The 17,837-nt window shown below is 68.5% G+C and carries 16 protein-coding genes; 8 read left to right on the forward strand and 8 right to left on the reverse strand.

Translation table 11 applies throughout. From position 1 onward, the window contains the following. Positions 1-21: 21 nt before the first annotated feature. The gene (locus ACIP1U_RS10400; RefSeq protein ID WP_400314480.1) at positions 22-975 is read right to left on the reverse strand and encodes a LysR family transcriptional regulator; all 954 of its coding nucleotides are present in this window, start codon (positions 973-975) and stop codon (positions 22-24) included. Positions 976-1,098: 123 nt separating this feature from the next. On the opposite strand from ACIP1U_RS10400, the gene ACIP1U_RS10405 reads away from it, so the two are divergent. Further along, on the forward strand, positions 1,099-1,938 hold the full coding sequence (locus ACIP1U_RS10405) for a MerR family transcriptional regulator (RefSeq protein WP_400314482.1): 840 nt from the start codon (positions 1,099-1,101) through the stop codon (positions 1,936-1,938). Between the two features lie 186 nt (positions 1,939-2,124). Here the strand turns inward: ACIP1U_RS10405 and ACIP1U_RS10410 are convergent, their stop codons facing one another. The 6 genes from ACIP1U_RS10410 to ACIP1U_RS10435 form a co-directional block, all read right to left on the reverse strand. Next, positions 2,125-2,289, reverse strand: coding sequence for a rubredoxin (locus ACIP1U_RS10410; RefSeq protein WP_400314483.1), 165 nt, complete (start codon positions 2,287-2,289; stop codon positions 2,125-2,127). After that, on the reverse strand, positions 2,286-3,161 hold the full coding sequence (locus ACIP1U_RS10415) for a metal-dependent hydrolase (protein ID WP_400314484.1): 876 nt from the start codon (positions 3,159-3,161) through the stop codon (positions 2,286-2,288). The genes ACIP1U_RS10410 and ACIP1U_RS10415 overlap by 4 nt, the downstream gene beginning before the upstream one ends. Positions 3,162-3,186: 25 nt before the next feature. Beyond that, complete coding sequence (locus ACIP1U_RS10420) at positions 3,187-4,149, reverse strand: alpha/beta fold hydrolase (protein ID WP_400314486.1); 963 nt, start codon at positions 4,147-4,149, stop codon at positions 3,187-3,189. Beyond that, positions 4,146-5,024 carry an SDR family NAD(P)-dependent oxidoreductase gene (locus ACIP1U_RS10425; protein WP_400314488.1) on the reverse strand — a complete coding sequence of 293 codons (879 nt, stop codon included), beginning with the start codon at positions 5,022-5,024 and terminating at the stop codon, positions 4,146-4,148. Before ACIP1U_RS10425 ends, ACIP1U_RS10420 begins: the two co-directional genes overlap by 4 nt. A 49-nt stretch (positions 5,025-5,073) precedes the next feature. Then, entirely contained in the window at positions 5,074-6,633 is a 1,560-nt protein-coding gene (locus tag ACIP1U_RS10430; RefSeq protein WP_400314490.1) for a flavin-containing monooxygenase, read from the reverse strand. A 231-nt stretch (positions 6,634-6,864) separates the two neighbouring features. After that, positions 6,865-7,920 carry an AraC family transcriptional regulator gene (locus ACIP1U_RS10435; protein ID WP_400314491.1) on the reverse strand — a complete coding sequence of 352 codons (1,056 nt, stop codon included), beginning with the start codon at positions 7,918-7,920 and terminating at the stop codon, positions 6,865-6,867. Positions 7,921-8,034: 114 nt separating this feature from the next. Between ACIP1U_RS10435 and ACIP1U_RS10440 the strand changes: the two genes are divergently transcribed. The 7 genes from ACIP1U_RS10440 to ACIP1U_RS10470 all read left to right on the forward strand — a co-directional run bounded on the left by ACIP1U_RS10440 (position 8,035) and on the right by ACIP1U_RS10470 (position 16,147). After that, a complete protein-coding gene (locus ACIP1U_RS10440; protein ID WP_400314493.1) occupies positions 8,035-8,673 on the forward strand; it encodes a hypothetical protein in 639 nt (212 codons plus the stop codon). Positions 8,674-8,681: 8 nt separating this feature from the next. Next, positions 8,682-10,277 carry a GMC family oxidoreductase N-terminal domain-containing protein gene (locus ACIP1U_RS10445; RefSeq protein WP_400314494.1) on the forward strand — a complete coding sequence of 532 codons (1,596 nt, stop codon included), beginning with the start codon at positions 8,682-8,684 and terminating at the stop codon, positions 10,275-10,277. 201 nt (positions 10,278-10,478) lie between these two features. Then, positions 10,479-11,471 (forward strand): TetR/AcrR family transcriptional regulator, encoded by a 993-nt coding sequence (locus ACIP1U_RS10450; protein ID WP_400314495.1) that lies wholly within the window; start codon positions 10,479-10,481, stop codon positions 11,469-11,471. A gap of 219 nt (positions 11,472-11,690) precedes the next feature. Then, positions 11,691-12,584, forward strand: a complete 894-nt coding sequence (locus ACIP1U_RS10455) for a DUF1571 domain-containing protein (protein WP_400314496.1) — start codon at positions 11,691-11,693, stop codon at positions 12,582-12,584. Positions 12,585-12,611: 27 nt separating this feature from the next. After that, positions 12,612-13,967: a DUF2957 domain-containing protein gene (locus ACIP1U_RS10460; RefSeq protein ID WP_400314497.1), complete on the forward strand. Its 1,356-nt coding sequence runs from the start codon at positions 12,612-12,614 to the stop codon at positions 13,965-13,967. A gap of 32 nt (positions 13,968-13,999) precedes the next feature. Continuing rightward, positions 14,000-15,274 carry a DUF2957 domain-containing protein gene (locus tag ACIP1U_RS10465; RefSeq protein ID WP_400314498.1) on the forward strand — a complete coding sequence of 425 codons (1,275 nt, stop codon included), beginning with the start codon at positions 14,000-14,002 and terminating at the stop codon, positions 15,272-15,274. A 33-nt stretch (positions 15,275-15,307) separates the two neighbouring features. Beyond that, a complete protein-coding gene (locus ACIP1U_RS10470) occupies positions 15,308-16,147 on the forward strand; it encodes an OmpW family protein (protein WP_400314499.1) in 840 nt (279 codons plus the stop codon). A 202-nt stretch (positions 16,148-16,349) separates the two neighbouring features. On the opposite strand, the gene ACIP1U_RS10475 is transcribed toward ACIP1U_RS10470, so the two are convergent. Next, positions 16,350-17,837, reverse strand: a complete 1,488-nt coding sequence (locus ACIP1U_RS10475) for an efflux transporter outer membrane subunit (RefSeq protein WP_400314500.1) — start codon at positions 17,835-17,837, stop codon at positions 16,350-16,352.

Below are 17,837 nucleotides of genomic sequence, written 5' to 3' on the forward strand. Positions count from 1 at the left end.
CCACACAGTCGAAGGTCGCAACTAGCGCGGCGCCGCCACCGCCGCGCGCCAGAACGCCTCGGCCAGCGGCCGCATCGGCGCGCGCGGGCGGTACAGGCGGATATCGAGGGCGAGATCGCCGCCTTCGCCGGCCCCGGCGGCGGTGGCGCCGATCGCCCGCACCAGCCGTCCCGCGTGCAGGTCGTCGGCAATCAGCCGCGCGGGCAGCCATGCCAGGCCCATGCGCTGGCGCACCATTTCGTGCACCGACTCGGCAAAGTCGCTGACCGCGATCACGTCCAGCCGCGGCGCCAGCTTGCGGCGCGCGATCTCCTGGTTGACCATGCGCCCCAGCGTCAGGGTCTCGGCATACGCAATCATCGGCACCGGCTGTTCCTTCGTCGCCTTGCCGGTGCGCAGCCGGTGCAGCGGCGCGCCGTGCGCGTCGGCGGCGCTGACGCAGACCAGCCGCTCCACGCCCGCCAGGTGGAACTGGTAGCGCGCGTCGTCCAGCATGACCGGCACGTCGGGCGGGCTGTAGCACAGCAGAAAATCGGCATCGCCCTCGGCGAACATCGCCAGCGCGTCGTGCATGGGGAAGGTCGACAGCCGCGTGCGAAAGCCTGCCGCGGCGGTGTCGCCGCGCAGCGCTTCGCGCAGGCCGGACAGCCAGGCCGGCACCATCGAGCGCGCCAGCGTCTTGCCGGTGGCAATGGTCACGGTGCTGGCGTCGGCCCGATGCGCCGCGCGCAGTGCCAGCCGCGTTTCATCCAGCGTGCGCAGCGCGCTCTGCGCGGCTTCCAGGAACTGGCGGCCCTCGGCGGTGAGGCGCACCGGGAACACGCTGCGGTCGATCAGCGGGGCGCCAGCCCACACTTCCACGGCCTGCATGCGCCGGCCGAACGCGGGCGGGGTCACGTTGCGCAGCTCGGCGGCGCGCGCCAGGCTGCCGGCCTGCGCCAGGCAGACAAAGTCTTCGAGCCAGCGGATATGCATGGAAGGCGGGCGGTGGGGTTGGTCTGCCCTCATTATCGGCAAAACCAGGGCAAAACAAGGGGAAAGCACGGGCAAAACCGGCCGCCATCTTGCATGCCGCCCGCGTCGGTTAGAATTTTTGCCATGACACTGACCCGGCGCCGCCAACCACCGTCCGCAACCAGCCAGGCCACCGCGTCCGGCGACCCGCCGCAGACGGGGCCCGAGTTCACCATCGACGAGCTGGCGCGCGCGGCCGGCACCACGGTGCGCAACGTGCGCTCCTACCAGGACCGCGGCCTGATCGATCCGCCGCAACGGCGCGGGCGCGTGGGCATCTACACGCAGGTACACCTGGGCCGGCTCAAGCTGATCCACCACCTGCTGGCGCGCGGCTACACGCTGGCCAACATCACCGAGCTGCTCAAGGCCATCGTCGAAGGGCACGACCTGCGCTCGATCCTGGGGCTGGAGACGGCGATCAGCAGCCCGTGGACCAACGAGACGCCGCGGCACTACTCCTACCTTGCGCTAGCGCGGATGTTCGGTCGCGCGATCTCACGGCCGGCGCTGGCCAAGGCCATTGCGCTGGGACTGCTGGAGCCGGATGGTATGGGCTACCTGGCGCGCAGCCCGCGCGCGCTCGCTGCCGGGGCAGAGATTGCCGAGGCGGGTTTCGCGCTGGAAGACGTGCTGGAGATCATCGCGCAGGGACGCGGGCATTTCCAGGCGGTCTCGGACCAGATCGTGGCAACGGTGGTGCGCGAGCTGGACCGCTTCGGCGAGGGCAAGCTGCCGCCGCCGCAGGACGTGCCGCGGCTGGTCGATATCCTGTGGCGCATCCGGCCGCTGGCGCTGGTGATGGCGGAGACCGAGATGATGCGGGCGCTGGAGATCTCGGCCAACAAATATCTGGGGGATCGGGTGGCGGCGATTATCGAGCATTTGCATGATGGAGAGGGTGGAAGCGGCGGCCAGTCGTGACTTGAGCTGGTTTGCTGCGCCCTCGGGTGACGTGGGAGAGGAGTGAGGGCGGGCGTGTCTTGGTGGCGATTCCACTTCGTGGGTGCGCTGGCCCTCTCCCCCTGCCCCTCTCCCGCGAGCGGGAGAGGGGAGTTACGCTGTTGGCTTGCTTGGTGCCGTCAGCCCGTTCACACGACCGCGGCTTTCCTATACCGCGACCATGTCGAAATCCGCTTTCGCCATGCCGCAGTCCGGGCAGCTCCAGTCCGCCGGGACCGCGCTCCACGGTGTGCCCGGCGCGACGCCGTGGTCGGGCATGCCAAGTTCTTCCTCATAGACCCATCCACAGATGCGGCATTGCCAGACCGTCATGCCGCCCCCCGCAGCGAAGGCGCGTGCGTGGACACGCCGGCGCGGCGCGCGTTGTCTTCGATCTCGGCGATCAGCGGCGCGATGCGGTTCAGTTCGGCGCGGTTGTCGTCGTCCCACGGATGGAAGCCCGGCCGGAAGTAGCGCAGCCACTCCGGGATCATCTTCGGCATCACGCCCGGCGATCGCCAGAGAAAGCGCATTACGCTGCCGAAGCCGCTCAGCTTGTTGCGGCAGCTCTTGTCTCCCATCACCAGCGCGATATGGAACACGAACACCATCGCCCAGAACGTCACGGTGGTAGTCAGCATGGTGAAGGTGCGCACGACGTAGCGATACGGGCCGGGCTTCATCACGGTGTTCCACACGTCATAGGCCACGGCCTTGTGCTCGGTCTCTTCCAGCGCATGCCAGGTCCACACCTGCCTGTAGCCGGTCTCCGAAGCGTCGCCCATGTGGCGCCCGTCCTGCAGCAGCCCGCCGGCGAGCATCGCGGTGTAGTGCTCCAGCGCGATGGTGTGAGCCAACTGCCAGGACTTGGGCAGGATCTTGCGCAGCAGGTCCAGCAGCCGCCACACCGCGCGGTCCAGCCCCGCGGCAGGCAATCCGGCGTTTTCCATCAGCCGGTTGTAGAGGATGTGCTCGCGCGTGTGCATCGCCTCTTGCCCGATAAAGCCCGCGATGGCGCGGCGCAGTTCGGGGTCCTTCACCTGGTCGCGATAGTTGCGCACGCTGTCCATGAAGAAGCGCTCGCCGGCGGGAAAGAAGATCGACAGCGCGTTGATGAAATGGGTGACATGGCGGCCCCGCTCGTGCCAGTCGCTGATGCGTTCAGGCGGCAGGTGGGGATGCACGTCGCGGCGGACTGGCATCATGATGGTCTCCTTGTTGGCTGGGCGGCTAGAAATGGCTTAGAAACGGCAACAGGTCGGCGCTGACGCGCTGCGGGTCTTCTTCCATCGGCACGTGGCCAAGGCCCGCATAGGGGCGCACCTGCGCGCCGGGAATGTGTTCGGCAAAGGCCTGCGCATGCGCGGGCGGGATCCAGCGGTCGCGCTCGCCCCACAGCACCAGCGTGGGCGCGCGTACGCTGCCGAGCAGGTGCGTGTCTAGCTGCGCAAAGTCGAGCTTCGGCACCATCCTGCCGACGGCCTCGCGGCTGCCTTCGGCATAGAAGAAGTCGACGTAGCGGCGGAAGGTCGATTCCGGCACGCGCGAGGCATCGCCATAGACGTCGCGCGTGGCGGCGCGGATGATGAACTCCGGCAGCATCCAGGGCGCCGACCAGCGCACCGGCGCATGGCGGAACAGGTCGATGTAGAGCGGCAACTTCATCGGAAAGCCCGCGGCGTCGATCAGCACCAGCTTGTCGACCGCATCGGGCCGGCGCGCGGCCAGGTCCCACGCGATCAGTCCGCCCAGCGAATTGCCGATGATGCTGGCGCGGCGCACGCCCACCGCCGCGAGGAAGGCGTCGATGAAATCGCGGTAGCGGTGCACATCCATGGTGGCGATGCGCCCGTGCGCGTCGCGCAGCGGCCCGGTCAGGCCGAACGGCGCCAGGTCCAGCCGCAGCACGCGCCAGCGCTGCGCCAGCGCCGGCACGATGCCGTCCCACGTATGCAGCGACGCGCCGAAGCCGTGGATCAGTACCAGCGTCTCGCCGTCGCGCGGACCTTCGTCGGCGTAGTGGACCATGGCGTCGAGCACGCGCACCCAGCGCGAAGCGGGCAGCGCATAGCGCCGCGCCAGCGTGGCGCGCGACAGGCTGAACAGCCCCACGCGGCCCTGACCGAACCAGCGCGTCAGCATGCCCGGCGGCGCCATCAGCGCTGCGTCCTGTTCAATGGCAAGCCGGCTCACGATGACTCTCCCTGGGGCGCCACCGCTGGGCCGAGGTCGCGCTTGCGCCGCGTCTCGCGCACCACCAGCGCCTGGTAGGCGGCGGGCAACAGGCGGGCCATGGCATCGGCGGCATAGGCATCGGGCCCGATCAGCACGCGCCGCCGGTTGCGCCGCACGCCGTCGAGGATCACGCGCGCGGCCTTGTCGGGCGACGTGATGAAGAACTTCTCGAACTCATCCTTGCCGTGCTGCGCGTCGCGCACCAGGAAGCCATTGACGCTGGGCGAGACACGGCTGGCCTGCGCGATATTGGTCTTGATGCCGCCCGGGTGCACCGTGGTGGCCGACACGCCGCAGTCCATCAGGTCCAGTTCCTGCCGCAGCGATTCGGTGAAGCCGCGCACCGCGTATTTGCTGGCGTTGTACGCGCTCATGCCGGGCTGCGCAAAAATGCCGAACACGCTGGAGGTGTTGATCACGTGTCCGTCGCCGCTGGCCTTCAGGCAGGGCAGGAACGCCTTGGTGCCATGCACCACGCCCCAGAAATTGATGCCGATGATCCATTCGAGATCGTCGTAGCTCATGCCCTCGATGGTGCTGGACAGCGCTACCCCGGCGTTATTGAAGATCAGGTTGACGCGGCCGTGCGCGTGGGCTGCCGCGGCGGCCCACGCGTAGACGGCGGCGCGGTCGGCCACGTCCACCGTGTGTTGCGTGATGCGCAGCTGCGGCGCCGCGGCCAGTGCCTGCGCGGCGGTCTGCGCCAGCCCCGCCGCGTCGCGGTCCGACAGCGCCAGGTGGCAGCCTTCGCGCGCCAGCGCCAGGGCCAGCGCGCGGCCGATGCCGGAACCGGCGCCGGTGATCGCGGCGACCTTGTTGCGGAAGTCCTTCATGTCCGGTCTCCTTCCGGTCTGGTGTGGTGTGTCTGGATGGGTAAGCGGCTCAGGCCGTGGCGATGTCCACGGCGGACGGCGGGGTGTCGTCGGCAACCGGCCGCAGCGCCGGGTACAGGTCGTAGTCGGTCATGCGGAAGCACGCGGTGGCGTGGCGGAACTGCCAGGTGAAGCCCGGCCACAGCGTGGTGTTGCGGCCGCTGCGCGGGTCGAGGTACCAGCTGGCGCAGCCGCCGGCGGACCAGATCGCATGGCCAAGCTCGCGCTGCAGCCTGTCGTTGAAGCGGCGCTGCACGGGCTCGCGCACATCCACCGCCTGCACGCCTTCGCGGCGCATCTGCCGCAGCGCGTCGAGGATGTAGGCCACCTGCGACTCGATCATGAACACCATCGAGCTGTGGCCCAGCCCGGTATTGGGACCGACCACGAGGAACAGGTTGGGGAAGCCTGAGACCGTGGTGCCAAGGTAGGCCTGCGCGCCGTCGCGCCAGGCATCGACCAGGTCGACGCCGCCGATGCCCGAGATCACGCCGCGCGGCAGCGGGTCGGTGGCATGGAAGCCCGTGCCGAGGATGATGGCGTCCGCCGGCCGCCGCGTGCCGTCGCGCAGCACCACCGCATCCGGCTCCACGCACGCGATGCCGGTGGTCACGACGTCGACGTTGTCGCGCGCCAGCGCCGGGTAGTAATCGTTGGAAATCAGCACGCGCTTGCAGCCGATGGTGTAGTCCGGCGTCAGCGCGGCGCGCAGCGCGGGGTCGCGCACCTGCCGCGCCAGGTGCCGGCGCGCGATGCGCTCCACCAGCTTCATCACGCCCGGATGCATCACGAAGCCGAGCACGCGCGATTCCAGCATCCAGTAGATGCCGGTGCGCACCAGCGCCTGCGTGAACGGCAGTCGGCGGAACAGCCAACGCTCCGGCGCGCTGACCTCGCGGTCTGGCTTGGGCATGATCCACGGCGGCGTGCGCTGGTACAGGTCGAGCCGCGCCACCTGCGGGGCGATCTTCGGCACGAACTGGATCGCGCTGGCGCCGGTGCCGATCACGGCAACGCGCTTGCCGGCGAGCGGATAGCCGTGGTGCCACTGCTGCGAGTGGAAGCATGCGCCGGCGAAGGACGACAGCCCCGGGATATCGGGATACGCGGGCCGGCTCAGCCCGCCCATGCCCGATATCAGCACGCGCGCGCGCACCACCTTGCCATCGGCCATTTCCAGGCGCCAGCCCTGCGCGGACTCGTCCCAGGCGGCGTGGCGCAGTTCATGGTGCAGCCGCAGGTGCGGGCGCAGGCCGAAGCGTTCGCTGCAGTCTTCCAGGTAGGCGCGGATTTCGGGCTGGGTCGAGAACATGCGCGACCAGTCCGGATTGGGCGCGAACGAAAACGAATACAGATGCGACTGCACATCGCAGGCGCAGCCGGGATAGTGGTTGTCGCGCCAGGTGCCGCCGACCGCGCCGGCCTTCTCGAACACCAGGAAATCGCGCTCGCCGCGCTCGCGCAGGCGGATCGCCATGCCAAGGCCAGCGAAGCCGCTGCCGATGATGGCGATGTCGGTGTGCTCAGTGGCCGGGGGCTTCTGCTGCGGCAGTTCGGCGGTGGCGTTCATGGGCGCTCCTCACTGTTTTGACAGTGTTTATTGTGACATTGATGAATGTCATCGTAGGAAGCGCACCGGAGCCGGTCAATGCCGTGGACCGAAGGATGGCTCTAATTCCGGGGCAAAACCAGCGGCGCATGGCGCACATGAAACAACGGCCTAGCGCGCCGATGCCACGCCGGCGGCGGCAGTCGGCGGTGTGTTTGAAACGCGGAAATTTTTTGCGTTGGACCGGCTTTGCTACGCCCGCGCGGCCCGCCGGCGCCAGCCGTGCGGCGTCTCGCCAGTCCAGCGTTTGAACGCGTGCGTGAACGCGCTCTGCTCGGAATATCCCAGCCGCATCGCGCACTGCGCCAGGCTGACGGCGGGATCGGCCAGGTATTGCTCGGCCAGCGCGCGCCGCACGTTATCCACAAGCTGTGAATAACTGATGCCCTGCGCCTGCAGGCGGCGCTGCAATGTGCGCACCGGCAGGTGCAAGTGCGCGGCCACGTCGGCAATCGGCAGTTCGCCGTCCTGCAGGCGGGCGCTGATGTAGGCACGCGCCTGCGCCAGTTCGTCGGCGCCGGCGTGGACGCAACGCTGCAGCTGCGAGTCGGCGATGCGCGTCATCTGCGCCTGCATGCCGGCATCGGCCTGCAGCGAAGGCAGGGCGAGCAGCGCCGGGTCGATATGCATGGCATGGCGGCCGGTGCTGAAGGCAACCGGGCAACCGAACACCTCCGCATGCAGGCTGGTGTCCGCCGGCGCGGCGTGCGGAAATTCAACCTGCGTGGCGATATAGCGGTCGCCGATCAGCCAGCGCGCGAATACCGACCAGGTGGCCATGTGCAGCTCATGCGCATGGCGCGACAGCGGGCCGTGCTGGGCGGTCCAGGTCATGCAGGCCGTGCCCGGCGCTTCGACCAGGCGGGTGCGGCCGATATCGTTGGCCAGCACCTCGTAGCGTATGCCCTGCAGGATGGCGTCGCGCACGGTGGGCGTGGTCAGCACCACATAACCCATCTCGGCATAGTGGCGCGGCACGAACGCGGCTCCGGCGCGCAGCCCGACATGCGGATCGCCGGTGGCCTCGCCGAGCCAGTCGAGCAGCGCGAGGTAGGCGGCGCCCGGAATGCGCGTGGCGATCGGCGCACCGGTGGCGCCGAGGATGTCTGCCGCCACGCCGACGGCGCGCAGCTGGTCGGCGGCGGCAATGCCCTGGCGTTCGCCGTGGTCGAGCACGGCGCGAAGGTAAGCGAGCGACACGGTGCCGGATACCGTGGCACCGCCGGCGGACGGGTTGGCGCGTGGCATCAAATCACCTGTCATGCGGAATCAAGACGGGGACCCGATCTTTATCCAAACTACAGGTAGCGTCAATGCGGGCTCGCCCCGCCCTGACAAGAACACCGACGCACAGGAGACCACATGCCCCCGCATTCCCAACCTGCGCCACACCGGGGCGCAAACGCCGACGCAAATGCCGACACAGCTGCCGGCGCCGAGGCGCTGCACGCGCTGTCGCGCCGCGGCTTCCTCAAGGTCGGACTCGGCTTCTCGGCCGCGCTGGCGTGTACCGCGCTGGTGCCGTCGCTGGCTGGCTGCAGCGCGGCGGACGCGGCGCCGCAGGCCGGCATGGTCTGGCTTCGGCCCGACGACGTGGCCATGTTCCGCGCGCTGCTGCCGGCCGTCATCGCCGAACTCGCCGAAGCACCGCCGCCGCGGCGCGAGACCCTGGTGCAGGAGACGCTGCGCAATATCGACATCACCTGCGCAGCCATGAACGCCGGCGCACAGGCCGAACTGCGCAAGCTGTTCGGCCTGCTCGCCAGCACGCCGCTGCGCTGGGCGCTGGCCGGCATTCGCCAGCCCTGGGACGCCACTACGCCGGGGCAGGTCCAGGCCTTCCTGGAACGCTGGCGCGCCAGCCGGCTGGCCACGCTCAATGCCGGCGCGGTGGTGCTGGTCAAGCTCGTCAGCGTGAGCTACTACGTGCTGCCTGCCGCCTGGGCGGGCAGCGGCTATCCCGGCCCCAATGCGCCGATCTATAAGGCGCTGCACGCCTGAAACCCGACATGGCCATCGACAATCTCTACGACGCCGGCATCGCCGCCGGCTGGAAGGTGCTGGATGCCGGCACCTTCACCACCTCCCGCACGCTTGACGCGGACGTTGTCATCGTCGGCAGCGGCGCGGGCGGGGGCATCAGCGCCGAAACGCTGAGCCGCGCCGGGCTGCGCGTGGTGCTGCTGGAAGAAGGCGCGCTGCGCACCTCCGACAGCTTCCGTGACATGGACGAGAACCGCGCCTACCGCGAGCTGTACCAGGAGGCGGCGGCGCGCACCACCGCGGACGGCGCCATCGCCATCCTGCAGGGCCGCGCCGTTGGCGGCAGCACCACGGTGAACTGGTCGTCCAGCTTCCGCACGCCGCCGCAGACGCTGGCGCACTGGGCCGAACACCACGCCGTCAGCGGCCACGGCGAGGCCGATATGGCGCCGTGGTTCGCGCAGGTGGAAGCGCGCCTTGGCATCGCGCCCTGGGCGATGGCGCCCAACCCCAACAACGATGTGCTGCGCCGCGGCTGCGAAAAGCTGGGCTGGGAGTGGCACGTGATCCCGCGCAACGTGAAGGGCTGCTGGAACTCGGGCTACTGCGGCTTCGGCTGCCCGGTCAATGCCAAGCAGTCGATGCTGGTCTCGACCATCCCGGCGGCGCTGGCCGCCGGCGCGACGCTGGTGCACCGGGTGCGGGTGCGCACGCTCGAACACGATGGGCAGCGCGTGCGGTCGGTCACCGGCGAAGCGCTCGGCGCCGACGGCAATACCCCCACCGGCGTGGGCGTGACCGTGCGCGCGCGGCACGTGGTGGTCGCCGGCGGCGCCATCAACACGCCGGCACTGCTGCTGCGCTCGCGCGTGCCGGATCCGCATGGGCGCCTGGGCGTGCGCACATTCATCCATCCGGTGAATATCAGCATCGCCATCATGCCGGAGAAAATCGATCCTTATTATGGCACGCCGCAGTCGGTAGCCTCCGACCACTTCCAGTGGGCCAACGGCGCCACCGGCCCGATGGGCTACAAGCTGGAGGTGCCGCCGCTGTTCCCCGGCATCAGCGCCGGGGTGCTCAACGGCATGGGCGACGCGCTGCGGCGCGATATCGCGCAGTTGCCCAACACCAACGCCATGCTGGCGCTGCTGCGCGACGGCTTCGTGCCGCAGAGCGAGGGCGGGCGCGTGCGGCTGGCCCCCGACGGCAGCCCGCTGCTGGACTACGAGATGAGCGACTACGCCTGGGACGGCGTGCGCCGCGCATGGCTGAGCATGGCGCAGGCGCAGTTCGCCGCGGGCGCGGTCAAGGTGCGGCCGGCCCACCTGGATGCCACCGACTACCGCAGCTGGCCCGAAGCGCGCGACGCGATCGCGAAGCTGCCGCTCAAGCCGTTCCGCACCACGCTGTTCACCGCGCACCTGATGGGCGGCTGCGGCATGAGCGACGACCCGCGCCGCGGCGTGGTGGACAGCCACGGGCGCCACCACCAGCTGGCCAACCTGTCGGTGTTCGACGGCTCCGTCTTCCCCACCAGCGTGGGGGCCAATCCCCAGTTGTCAGTGTTCGCGCTGACGGCACAGAATGCAGAGGCGCTGGCCCGCCATATCACGGCATGACGGACCGGCGCCGCTGCAGTGCGATAGCCCACACAAGCGCCGGATTTAGAATGGCAATTCCAATTCAGCGCTTGTGAAACGCTCGAAGCCGTGGATAGGCTTCGTACAGCTGTTTCAAGCATCCGTATGCCGCCAGAGCTGGGAGCGGAACAGCGTAGATTTTTGAAAGGGGTTTACGGCAGCACCAGAGAGAGACGCCCCATGAAGACCGGCAGAAGCTCGGCAGGAGACACCAAGGCCCGGATTCTCGACGCCACGGAGAAATTGTTCATCGAGGTCGGCTACGAAGCCACCTCGCTCAGGCAAGTCACTTCACGTGCCATCGTCAACCTGGCAGCCGTGAACTACCACTTCCGCAGTAAAGACAGCATGATGCACGCCGTGCTGAGCCGGCGGCTCGATCCGCTCAACGCGCGGCGCCTGGCGCTGCTCGATGCGTGCGAAGCGAGCTGGCCCGGCCAGAGCATTCGCTGCGAGCACGTGATGGGCGCGCTGTTCGTGCCCGCGCTGCAAATGGCGCGCGACCCGGCAGTGGGCGGCCCGTCGTTCCTGCGGCTGCTCGGGCGCGTGTATTCGGACACCTCGCCCTTTATCCAGCAGTATTTGCTGGAGCATTACGCACCGGTGTACGAACGCTTCTTCGATGCCTTTGCGCGCGCCATCCCGGCATTGCCGCGGCATGAGCTGGGCCGGCGCCTGCAGTTCGCGCTGAAGGCCTTGTCGGGCGTGCTGGCCGGCGAGGAGCTGTGCAACCTGCTGCCCGCCTTTACGCAAGGCAGGCCGATGAGCGACGCCCAGCTGCTGGCCAACCTGACGGCAATGGTGGAGGCGGTGCTGAACGTGGCGCCACCCGATGCGCAGGCGCAGACGGCCTTTCAGTCGGTGTTCGATCTCGCGGCATCGCAACAGGCTGTACAGCCGGCCAGCGCGCAGGCGCATGACGCCGCGCTGGCGGCAACGGTGCCGGACCCGGCCGCCGCAACCTCCACAACGAGCGCCGCAACGAGCACCACAACGAGCGCCGCAGTGACCGCCGCCACCATCGGCAAGGCCCGCGAGAGCGCACGCACCGTGCGCAATGCGGGCACCAGGCGCGCCGCCGCTGCCACCGTGGCAGTGCGCGAGCGCGAGCATGCCGTGAGTTTCCCCAGCAATCCGCTGGATGACTGGATGCGAATGCGCAGCCGGACATAGCGGCGCGCGCCGCGCCCGGTTACCGCCGGGCCGGCGCCACCGCGCTCACGTAGCGGCCCCGGCCGCCAACCTGAACCTTCGATCGACGTAGCGAGGCATCGCGCATGCCCCCGCGGACTCCGTGCGCCCGATTTCCGACCCCGGGCGCGGCGGCGCCCCCGTTCGTCCTGCGCTGGCCTGCGCGCCGCCTGGCGGCGCTCACCCTGAGGAGATAGCAGCATGCCGATCCGACCCCCGATCCGACCCCTTTTCCTTGCCGCTGTCGCCGGTACCGTCATCGGGCTGGCCGCGCCGCTTGCAGTTGCGCCCGTGGCGCACGCACAAGGCGCGACCGCAGCCAGCGCCTATGAAGGCCAGCCTTCGCCACAGCAAGCCGCGCTGTTCTCGCGCCAGGTCGCCAGCGGCGAACTGGCGCGGCTGCCGGACGACCAGGTGCTCGCGGTGTTCCAGGCGCTGCAGCCCGATGCGCTGCTGAAGTGGGCGCGCGCGGAGATGAACCGCTACCCCGAGTACGAGTACTGGATGTCGCGCCAGGAGCGGCTTAACGGGCAGTGGCAGGAGCAGCCCGCGAAGATGCAGATCCGCTACCGCCATGCGCCGCGCCAGCTGTATGCGAAGTGGCTGCCCGGCGGTGCGCAGTCAGGCCAGGAAATCCTCTACGACGAAACGCGCCGCAAGGACGAGATGTACGGCCATCTCGGCGGCGTGCTCGGTTTTACCTCGATGTGGATCGCGCTCGACGGCTCGCTCGCGCGTTCGCAGTCGAACCATACCGTGCGCAACCTCGGCTTCCAGTTCGTGCTGTCGATGCTGGAGCGCGATGCCAGGACGCTGCGCGCGGCGGGCCTGTCCGAGAAATACGGCAAGGCCGAGATCGTGCAGGAGCAGGGCGTGCGCATGGTCGCGCTGACGTGGGACCTGCCCGCCGGCGCGCCGCAGTACTACGCGAAGAAGGTGCAACTGATGCTGGACCTGAAGCACCCGTATATCCGCGTGGAAACCGCGTGGGATGCCGACGGCAACATGGTCGAGAAGATCGTCTTCGACAAGCTGGTGCGCAAGACCTTCGAGGCTTCGGCATTCGACCCGGCCAATCCGGAGTACCGCTTCTGAACTGAGACAAGAACGAGGAGACAGGCAATGACCATGTCGAAGCATCGACGCAGCATTTTGTTTCTTACCGGGGTGGGCCTGGCCGCGACGCTGGCAGCATGCGGCGGTGGCGGTGGCGGCGAGGAATCGACGCGCACCGGCACGCAGGCGCCGCAATGCGCGGACACTGGCACGTGTCCGGCACAGGGCCCGGTCACGGTGGGAGGTCCGCCGGGATCGCTATGTCCGGCGGCGCTGGATTACGGCACCACCTTCACCGGCGGCTCCGGCGCAGGCGAGCTGGTGAAGCTGCGCTTCGACACCGCCGCGCGTACGTACCAGCTCGAGATCATCGAATCGCCGGTACCCAAGCAACCGGGCAGCGTCAGCCCGACGCGCGCCGGCGTGACCTTTACCGGCACCTTCGCCAACCTGACCACGCTGCCCACCGCCGAGCAGAACCGTTGCGCGATCGCGCTGCAGACCGCGACACCGTCCGACGGCGTCTCGCAGGCCGGCATCGACAGCGCGCGCCCGCCGGTGATCTTCCTCGGCAACGGCGTGGCGGGCGGCGGCATTCCCGGCGCCACGATTTCCTACGGCGGCCTGTTGCTGGGGCAGGGCGCGATCCCGTCGACGACGTTCCCGTTCTACCCGGTACTGGCGTTTGCCGAGACCGAGACCGACTTCGCCAAGGTCGCCGGCAGCTACAACGTGCTCGGCTACCACCAGGTGCCATCGGGCGGCTCGATCACGTCGCAAAGCCATTTCACGCCCGCCGCCGCGCAGACGACCGAGACGCTCAATGCCGACGGCAGTTGCACTGCCGCCAATGGCAGCTGCGTCAGCACCGGCAACAACTGGAAGCTGCGCAGCGCCGACGGCGCCTTTGAAAGCAGCAATGCCGACGGCAGCCGCCGCTATCCGTCGTTCCAGGGCGCGGCCATCACCGCCAACAACAGCAGCCGCGCCAAGGGACTGATGGTGGTGGGCAAGCTGAAGGGCGCGCTGGTGCCGCTGCTGATCCGCACCGGTTACGCCGAGCTGTCGCTGCTGCCGCTGGTGATCAACGTCGACGATGAATCGGGGCTGGCGATGCTGGCGCCCGCGACGCGGCTGGCGCAGGGACAGATCGATGGCGGCTACATCGGCTCGGGCAGCGATTTTGTCTACACCGCCTCGCTGATCAAGGCTGCGCGCGCCGACTTGCTCGACCCGATGACGATGGCCCAGACCGGCGGCTTCCAGCTCGACTTCACACAGAACGCAGCAGGCATGGTCGGCACCACCGACAACAGCGGCACCACCGGCGCACTGATCGCCAGCGGACGCGTGTTCAGCCATCTCGCGGGCACCGGTGGCAGCAGCCCTACCTTCCGCGTCGGCGTGCTGGCAAACCCCTGACACGCCACCACAAGACATCAAGGAGACAAGCCATGCCATTCCAACGACTGTTCCGCACCGATGCCCCCCGCTTGCCGGCACGTACGCTTGCGGCAACTGCTGCCGCCGCCATGCTGGCCGCCTGTGGGGGCGGTGGCGGCGATGATGCGCCCGCCACGCCGTCTGCCGTCGCCACGCGGCTGTGCCCCGCATCGCTCGACTATGCGACCACCTTCACCGGTGGCACCGGCTCCGGCGAACTGGTGAAGGTGCAGATCGACACCACGCGCATGACCTGGCAGGTCACGTTCGTGGACTCTTCGGTGCCGCGCCAGACCGGCACGGTGCAGCCCACGCGCAGCGATCCCACCAACGGGCAGAACGTGATGCGCGGCACGCTGAAGGCCGAGACCGGCCTGCCGACCGAAAAGCTGAACCAGTGCGCGTTCGAGCTGGCCGGCGCGAGTCTCGATCCATCGCGGCCGGCCAAGCTGTTCGTCGGCGAGGGCGTGGTGGGCGGCACCATCCCGGGCGCGCGCATCCAGTTCGGCGGCGTGCTCGGTGCGGGCGCGGTGCCCGACACCACGTTCCCCTATTTCCAGTTCATCGGCTTTGCGCAGACCGAGACCGACCTGTCGAAGATCGCGGGGCAATACAACGGCGTGGGCTTCCACGAAGTGCCGTCGAAGAACTTCCAGACCGTGGCACAGGATTACCGCATGTCGCTCGCGGCGGACGGCTCGTTCAGCGTTTGCGACAACGCCACCAACGCGTGCAAGCGCAAGGGCAACAACTTCGTGCCGCAGGCCAATGGCGCACTGCTGTCGACCAACTACGAGGCCGAGAGCCAGCCGCCCACGCTGGGCGCGACGCTGGGCAAGGCTTACCTGATCGTCGGCAAGCTGCGCGGCCAGCTGGTGCCGGTCATGATCCGCGTGGGCTATGCCAACGACTCGCTGGCGAACGGGCCCCTGGGCGCCGATGACGAGATCGGCATCGGCATGATGGCGCCGGCGGTGGCGGTGACCGAAGGCACCGTCAATGGCGAATACGTCGGCGTCGACAGCAACTTCAACTATCGCGTGACAGCGCTGGTCGGGGCCGCCGCGACGATGATGGATCCGTTCCGGCCCTCGGATGCGTCGCTCGCCATTCCGTACCGGCTCGACTTCTCGCAGCAGGTGCCGGGCGTGGTGCGCATCTCGCGCCGCGAAGCGCCCGCGGGCTCGGCGCCGACCGGCAAGCTGATGTTCACCGGCGGTGTGTTCGGCTTTTTGGAAACGCGCGACACCGGTCCGTACTTCACTGTCGGCGCTTTCGTGCAGTAAGCGCGCCACCGACTTCCACTGCCGGGGACTCCGATGAATTTCTCACGCCTTACCGCCAGCATTGTGCTGGCAGCGCTGGCCATGCTCGCGCTTCCTGCCCACGCCCAGAAGAAGGGCGACAACGTCGTTTCCGCGGGCTGGTTCCATATCCGCACGCATGGCCAGAGCGATCCGCTGACCACGTCGGTGCTCGACGTGCCGATCAACTATCCGCTGGGCCTGCCGTCGACCTTCACCGCGCCGGGCAGCGCAATTTCGTCGTCCAATGCCAATACGCTGGGGCTGACCTTCAGCCACTTTGTCACCGACCATATCGCCGTGACCGCGGTGGGCGGCGTGCCGCCGGAGTTCAAGCTCTACGGACATGGCGAGCTGATCCCGCCGGGGCCGGCCGGTGCGCTCGGGCGGCAGAGCCTGGGCGACCCGGCGCTGAACCCGATCATCACCAAGGCGCGCCAGTGGAGCCCGGCGGCAATGGTGCAGTACCACTTCCTTGAGCCCGACACGCGCTTCCGGCCATTCGTGGGGGTGGGCGTGTCATACAACTTCTTCACCAACATCGAAGTGAACCCGGCGTTCTCGGCGTCGGTGAACAGCAACCTTGGGGCGATCCTGGCAGCCGGTGCAGGGATACCGGGACCAACTTCGGTGGAGGCGGACGCGTCGTCGTCGTGGGCACCGGTATTCAACATCGGTGGGACCTACAACTTCAACGAGCATTGGGGGTTGACCGCGGCGGTGACGTATATCCCGTTGAAGACGACGTCGACGATGACGATCAAGGCGTCCGACGGGACGGTGTTGTCGACGTCGAAAACCAAGCTGGAGCCAAATCCGCTGGTGTTCTTCCTGGCGGCTTCGTACAAGTTCTGAGGGCGAAAAAAAACCAGTGGCGGGTGCCACTGGCTCTATCGTTTCCTTCACCGCAGGTTTGCTCCCTCTCCCGCTTGCGGGAGAGGGTTGGGGAGAGGGCGGGAGTGTCGACGGAGTGCAGGCCATCAGTACTGCCACCGCCGGCCCTCTCCCCCGGCCCCTCTCCCGCAAGCGGGAGAGGGGAGCAAACCCTTAGCGAGCGCTACTGCGTCAACTGTTGCTGCCCCGCAGGCGCCGCCTGCTGCGCGACCGCGCTGTCCTCCTTCAATCCACCACCCAGCGCGCGATACAGGTCGATCGCGTTGTTCAGCCGCAGCTGCCGCGCCTGGATCAGCGCCTGCTCCGCGGTGAACAGCTGGCGCTGCGCATCGAGTTCGTCCAGGTAGCTGGCCACGCCGCTGCGGAAGCGCAGTCGCGACAGCTCATAGCGAGCGGATTCGGCGTCGCGCACTTGTTCCTGGCCTGTGACCTGGTCTTCCAGGGTGCCGCGCGCCACCAGCGCGTCCGCCACTTCCGCGAAGGCCGTCTGGATGGTCTTCTCGTAGTTGGCGATCTGGATGTTCTTGCGCACGTTGGCGAGATCCAGGTTCGACATGTTGCGGCCATAGTCGAAGATCGGCAGCGTCAGCTGCGGCGCGAACGACCATGCGCGCGTGCCGGCATCGAACAGCCCCGAGAACGTCGGGCTGATGGTGCCCACGCTGGTGGTCAGCGAGATGCGCGGGAAGAACGCCGCGCGCGCCGCGCCGATATTGGCGTTGGCCGACAGCAGCTGCTGCTCGGCCTGGCGGATGTCGGGACGCTGCTCCAGCAGTTCCGACGGCAGGCCCGCCGGGATATCGCTGATGATGCGCTCGTCCGACAGCCGCATCGGCTCGGGCAGGTTCTCGATGGTGCCGATAGGCTTGCCCACCAGTACTTCGAGCGCGTTCTGCGCCTGCGCGCGCTGGCGTGCCAGCTGCGCCGCGGCGACGCGTGCCTGCGCCACCAGCGATTCGTTGTCGCGCAGGTCCAGCGCCGACGTGGCGCCCGCTTCGAAGCGTTGCTTGGCCAGCCCATAGGTGCTTTCGCGCGCCTGCAGCGTGTTGCGTGCCAGCTCGTACTGCTCGGCAAAGGAGCGCTCGGCCAGGTAGGCCTTGGCGACTTCCGACACCAGCGATATATACGCCGAGCGGTGCGCTTCTTCGGTGGCGAAGTACTGCGCCAGCGCGGCGTTGGACAGGCTGCGCACGCGCCCGAAGAAATCGAGCTCGTACGACGAGATGCCCAGGCCGACCTGGTAGACCTCGGTCACGCCCGCTTGCCCGAGCACCGTCGCCGCCTCGGCAGCGGTGGTGCGGGCACGGGTGTAGCCACCGTTGACGTTCACCGTCGGCAGCAGGTCGGCGCGCTGCACCTGGTACGTGGCGCGCGCTTCCTCGATGCGCAGCGCGGCCTGGCGCAGGTCGCGGTTGTTATCCAGCGAGGTGGCGATCAGCGCCTGCAGGCGCGGGTCGCGGAAGAACTCGCGCCAGCCGATGTCGGTCGCGCGGCGGGTTTCGCCGCTCTTCACCTCGGCGGTGGCATAGCCCTCGGGCGCCACCGGATAGTTGCCGGCCACCGGCGGGACGGGGCGCTCATACTTGGGCGCCAGCGTGCAGCCGCTCAGAACGCCGGCCACCAGCAGCAGTGTGGTCAGGGTCTTGGTCAT

The sequence above is a fragment of the Cupriavidus sp. NPDC089707 genome (genome assembly GCF_044748965.1).
In the GTDB taxonomy this organism is placed as follows: Bacteria; Pseudomonadota; Gammaproteobacteria; order Burkholderiales; family Burkholderiaceae; genus Cupriavidus.

What these genes read in the sequence shown, in the direction of transcription:
- ACIP1U_RS10450 (WP_400314495.1), top strand. Translation starts at nt 10,479, where the DNA reads ATGAAGACCGGCAGAAGCTCGGCAGGAGACACCAAGGCCCGGATTCTC.
- ACIP1U_RS10415 (WP_400314484.1), bottom strand. Translation starts at nt 3,161, where the DNA reads ATGATGCCAGTCCGCCGCGACGTGCATCCCCACCTGCCGCCTGAACGC.
- ACIP1U_RS10430 (WP_400314490.1), bottom strand. Translation starts at nt 6,633, where the DNA reads ATGAACGCCACCGCCGAACTGCCGCAGCAGAAGCCCCCGGCCACTGAG.
- ACIP1U_RS10460 (WP_400314497.1), top strand. Translation starts at nt 12,612, where the DNA reads ATGACCATGTCGAAGCATCGACGCAGCATTTTGTTTCTTACCGGGGTG.
- ACIP1U_RS10400 (WP_400314480.1), bottom strand. Translation starts at nt 975, where the DNA reads ATGCATATCCGCTGGCTCGAAGACTTTGTCTGCCTGGCGCAGGCCGGC.
- ACIP1U_RS10440 (WP_400314493.1), top strand. Translation starts at nt 8,035, where the DNA reads ATGCCCCCGCATTCCCAACCTGCGCCACACCGGGGCGCAAACGCCGAC.
- ACIP1U_RS10455 (WP_400314496.1), top strand. Translation starts at nt 11,691, where the DNA reads ATGCCGATCCGACCCCCGATCCGACCCCTTTTCCTTGCCGCTGTCGCC.
- ACIP1U_RS10470 (WP_400314499.1), top strand. Translation starts at nt 15,308, where the DNA reads ATGAATTTCTCACGCCTTACCGCCAGCATTGTGCTGGCAGCGCTGGCC.
- ACIP1U_RS10465 (WP_400314498.1), top strand. Translation starts at nt 14,000, where the DNA reads ATGCCATTCCAACGACTGTTCCGCACCGATGCCCCCCGCTTGCCGGCA.
- ACIP1U_RS10475 (WP_400314500.1), bottom strand. Translation starts at nt 17,837, where the DNA reads ATGACCAAGACCCTGACCACACTGCTGCTGGTGGCCGGCGTTCTGAGC.
- ACIP1U_RS10405 (WP_400314482.1), top strand. Translation starts at nt 1,099, where the DNA reads ATGACACTGACCCGGCGCCGCCAACCACCGTCCGCAACCAGCCAGGCC.
- ACIP1U_RS10410 (WP_400314483.1), bottom strand. Translation starts at nt 2,289, where the DNA reads ATGACGGTCTGGCAATGCCGCATCTGTGGATGGGTCTATGAGGAAGAA.
- ACIP1U_RS10435 (WP_400314491.1), bottom strand. Translation starts at nt 7,920, where the DNA reads ATGCCACGCGCCAACCCGTCCGCCGGCGGTGCCACGGTATCCGGCACC.
- ACIP1U_RS10445 (WP_400314494.1), top strand. Translation starts at nt 8,682, where the DNA reads ATGGCCATCGACAATCTCTACGACGCCGGCATCGCCGCCGGCTGGAAG.
- ACIP1U_RS10425 (WP_400314488.1), bottom strand. Translation starts at nt 5,024, where the DNA reads ATGAAGGACTTCCGCAACAAGGTCGCCGCGATCACCGGCGCCGGTTCC.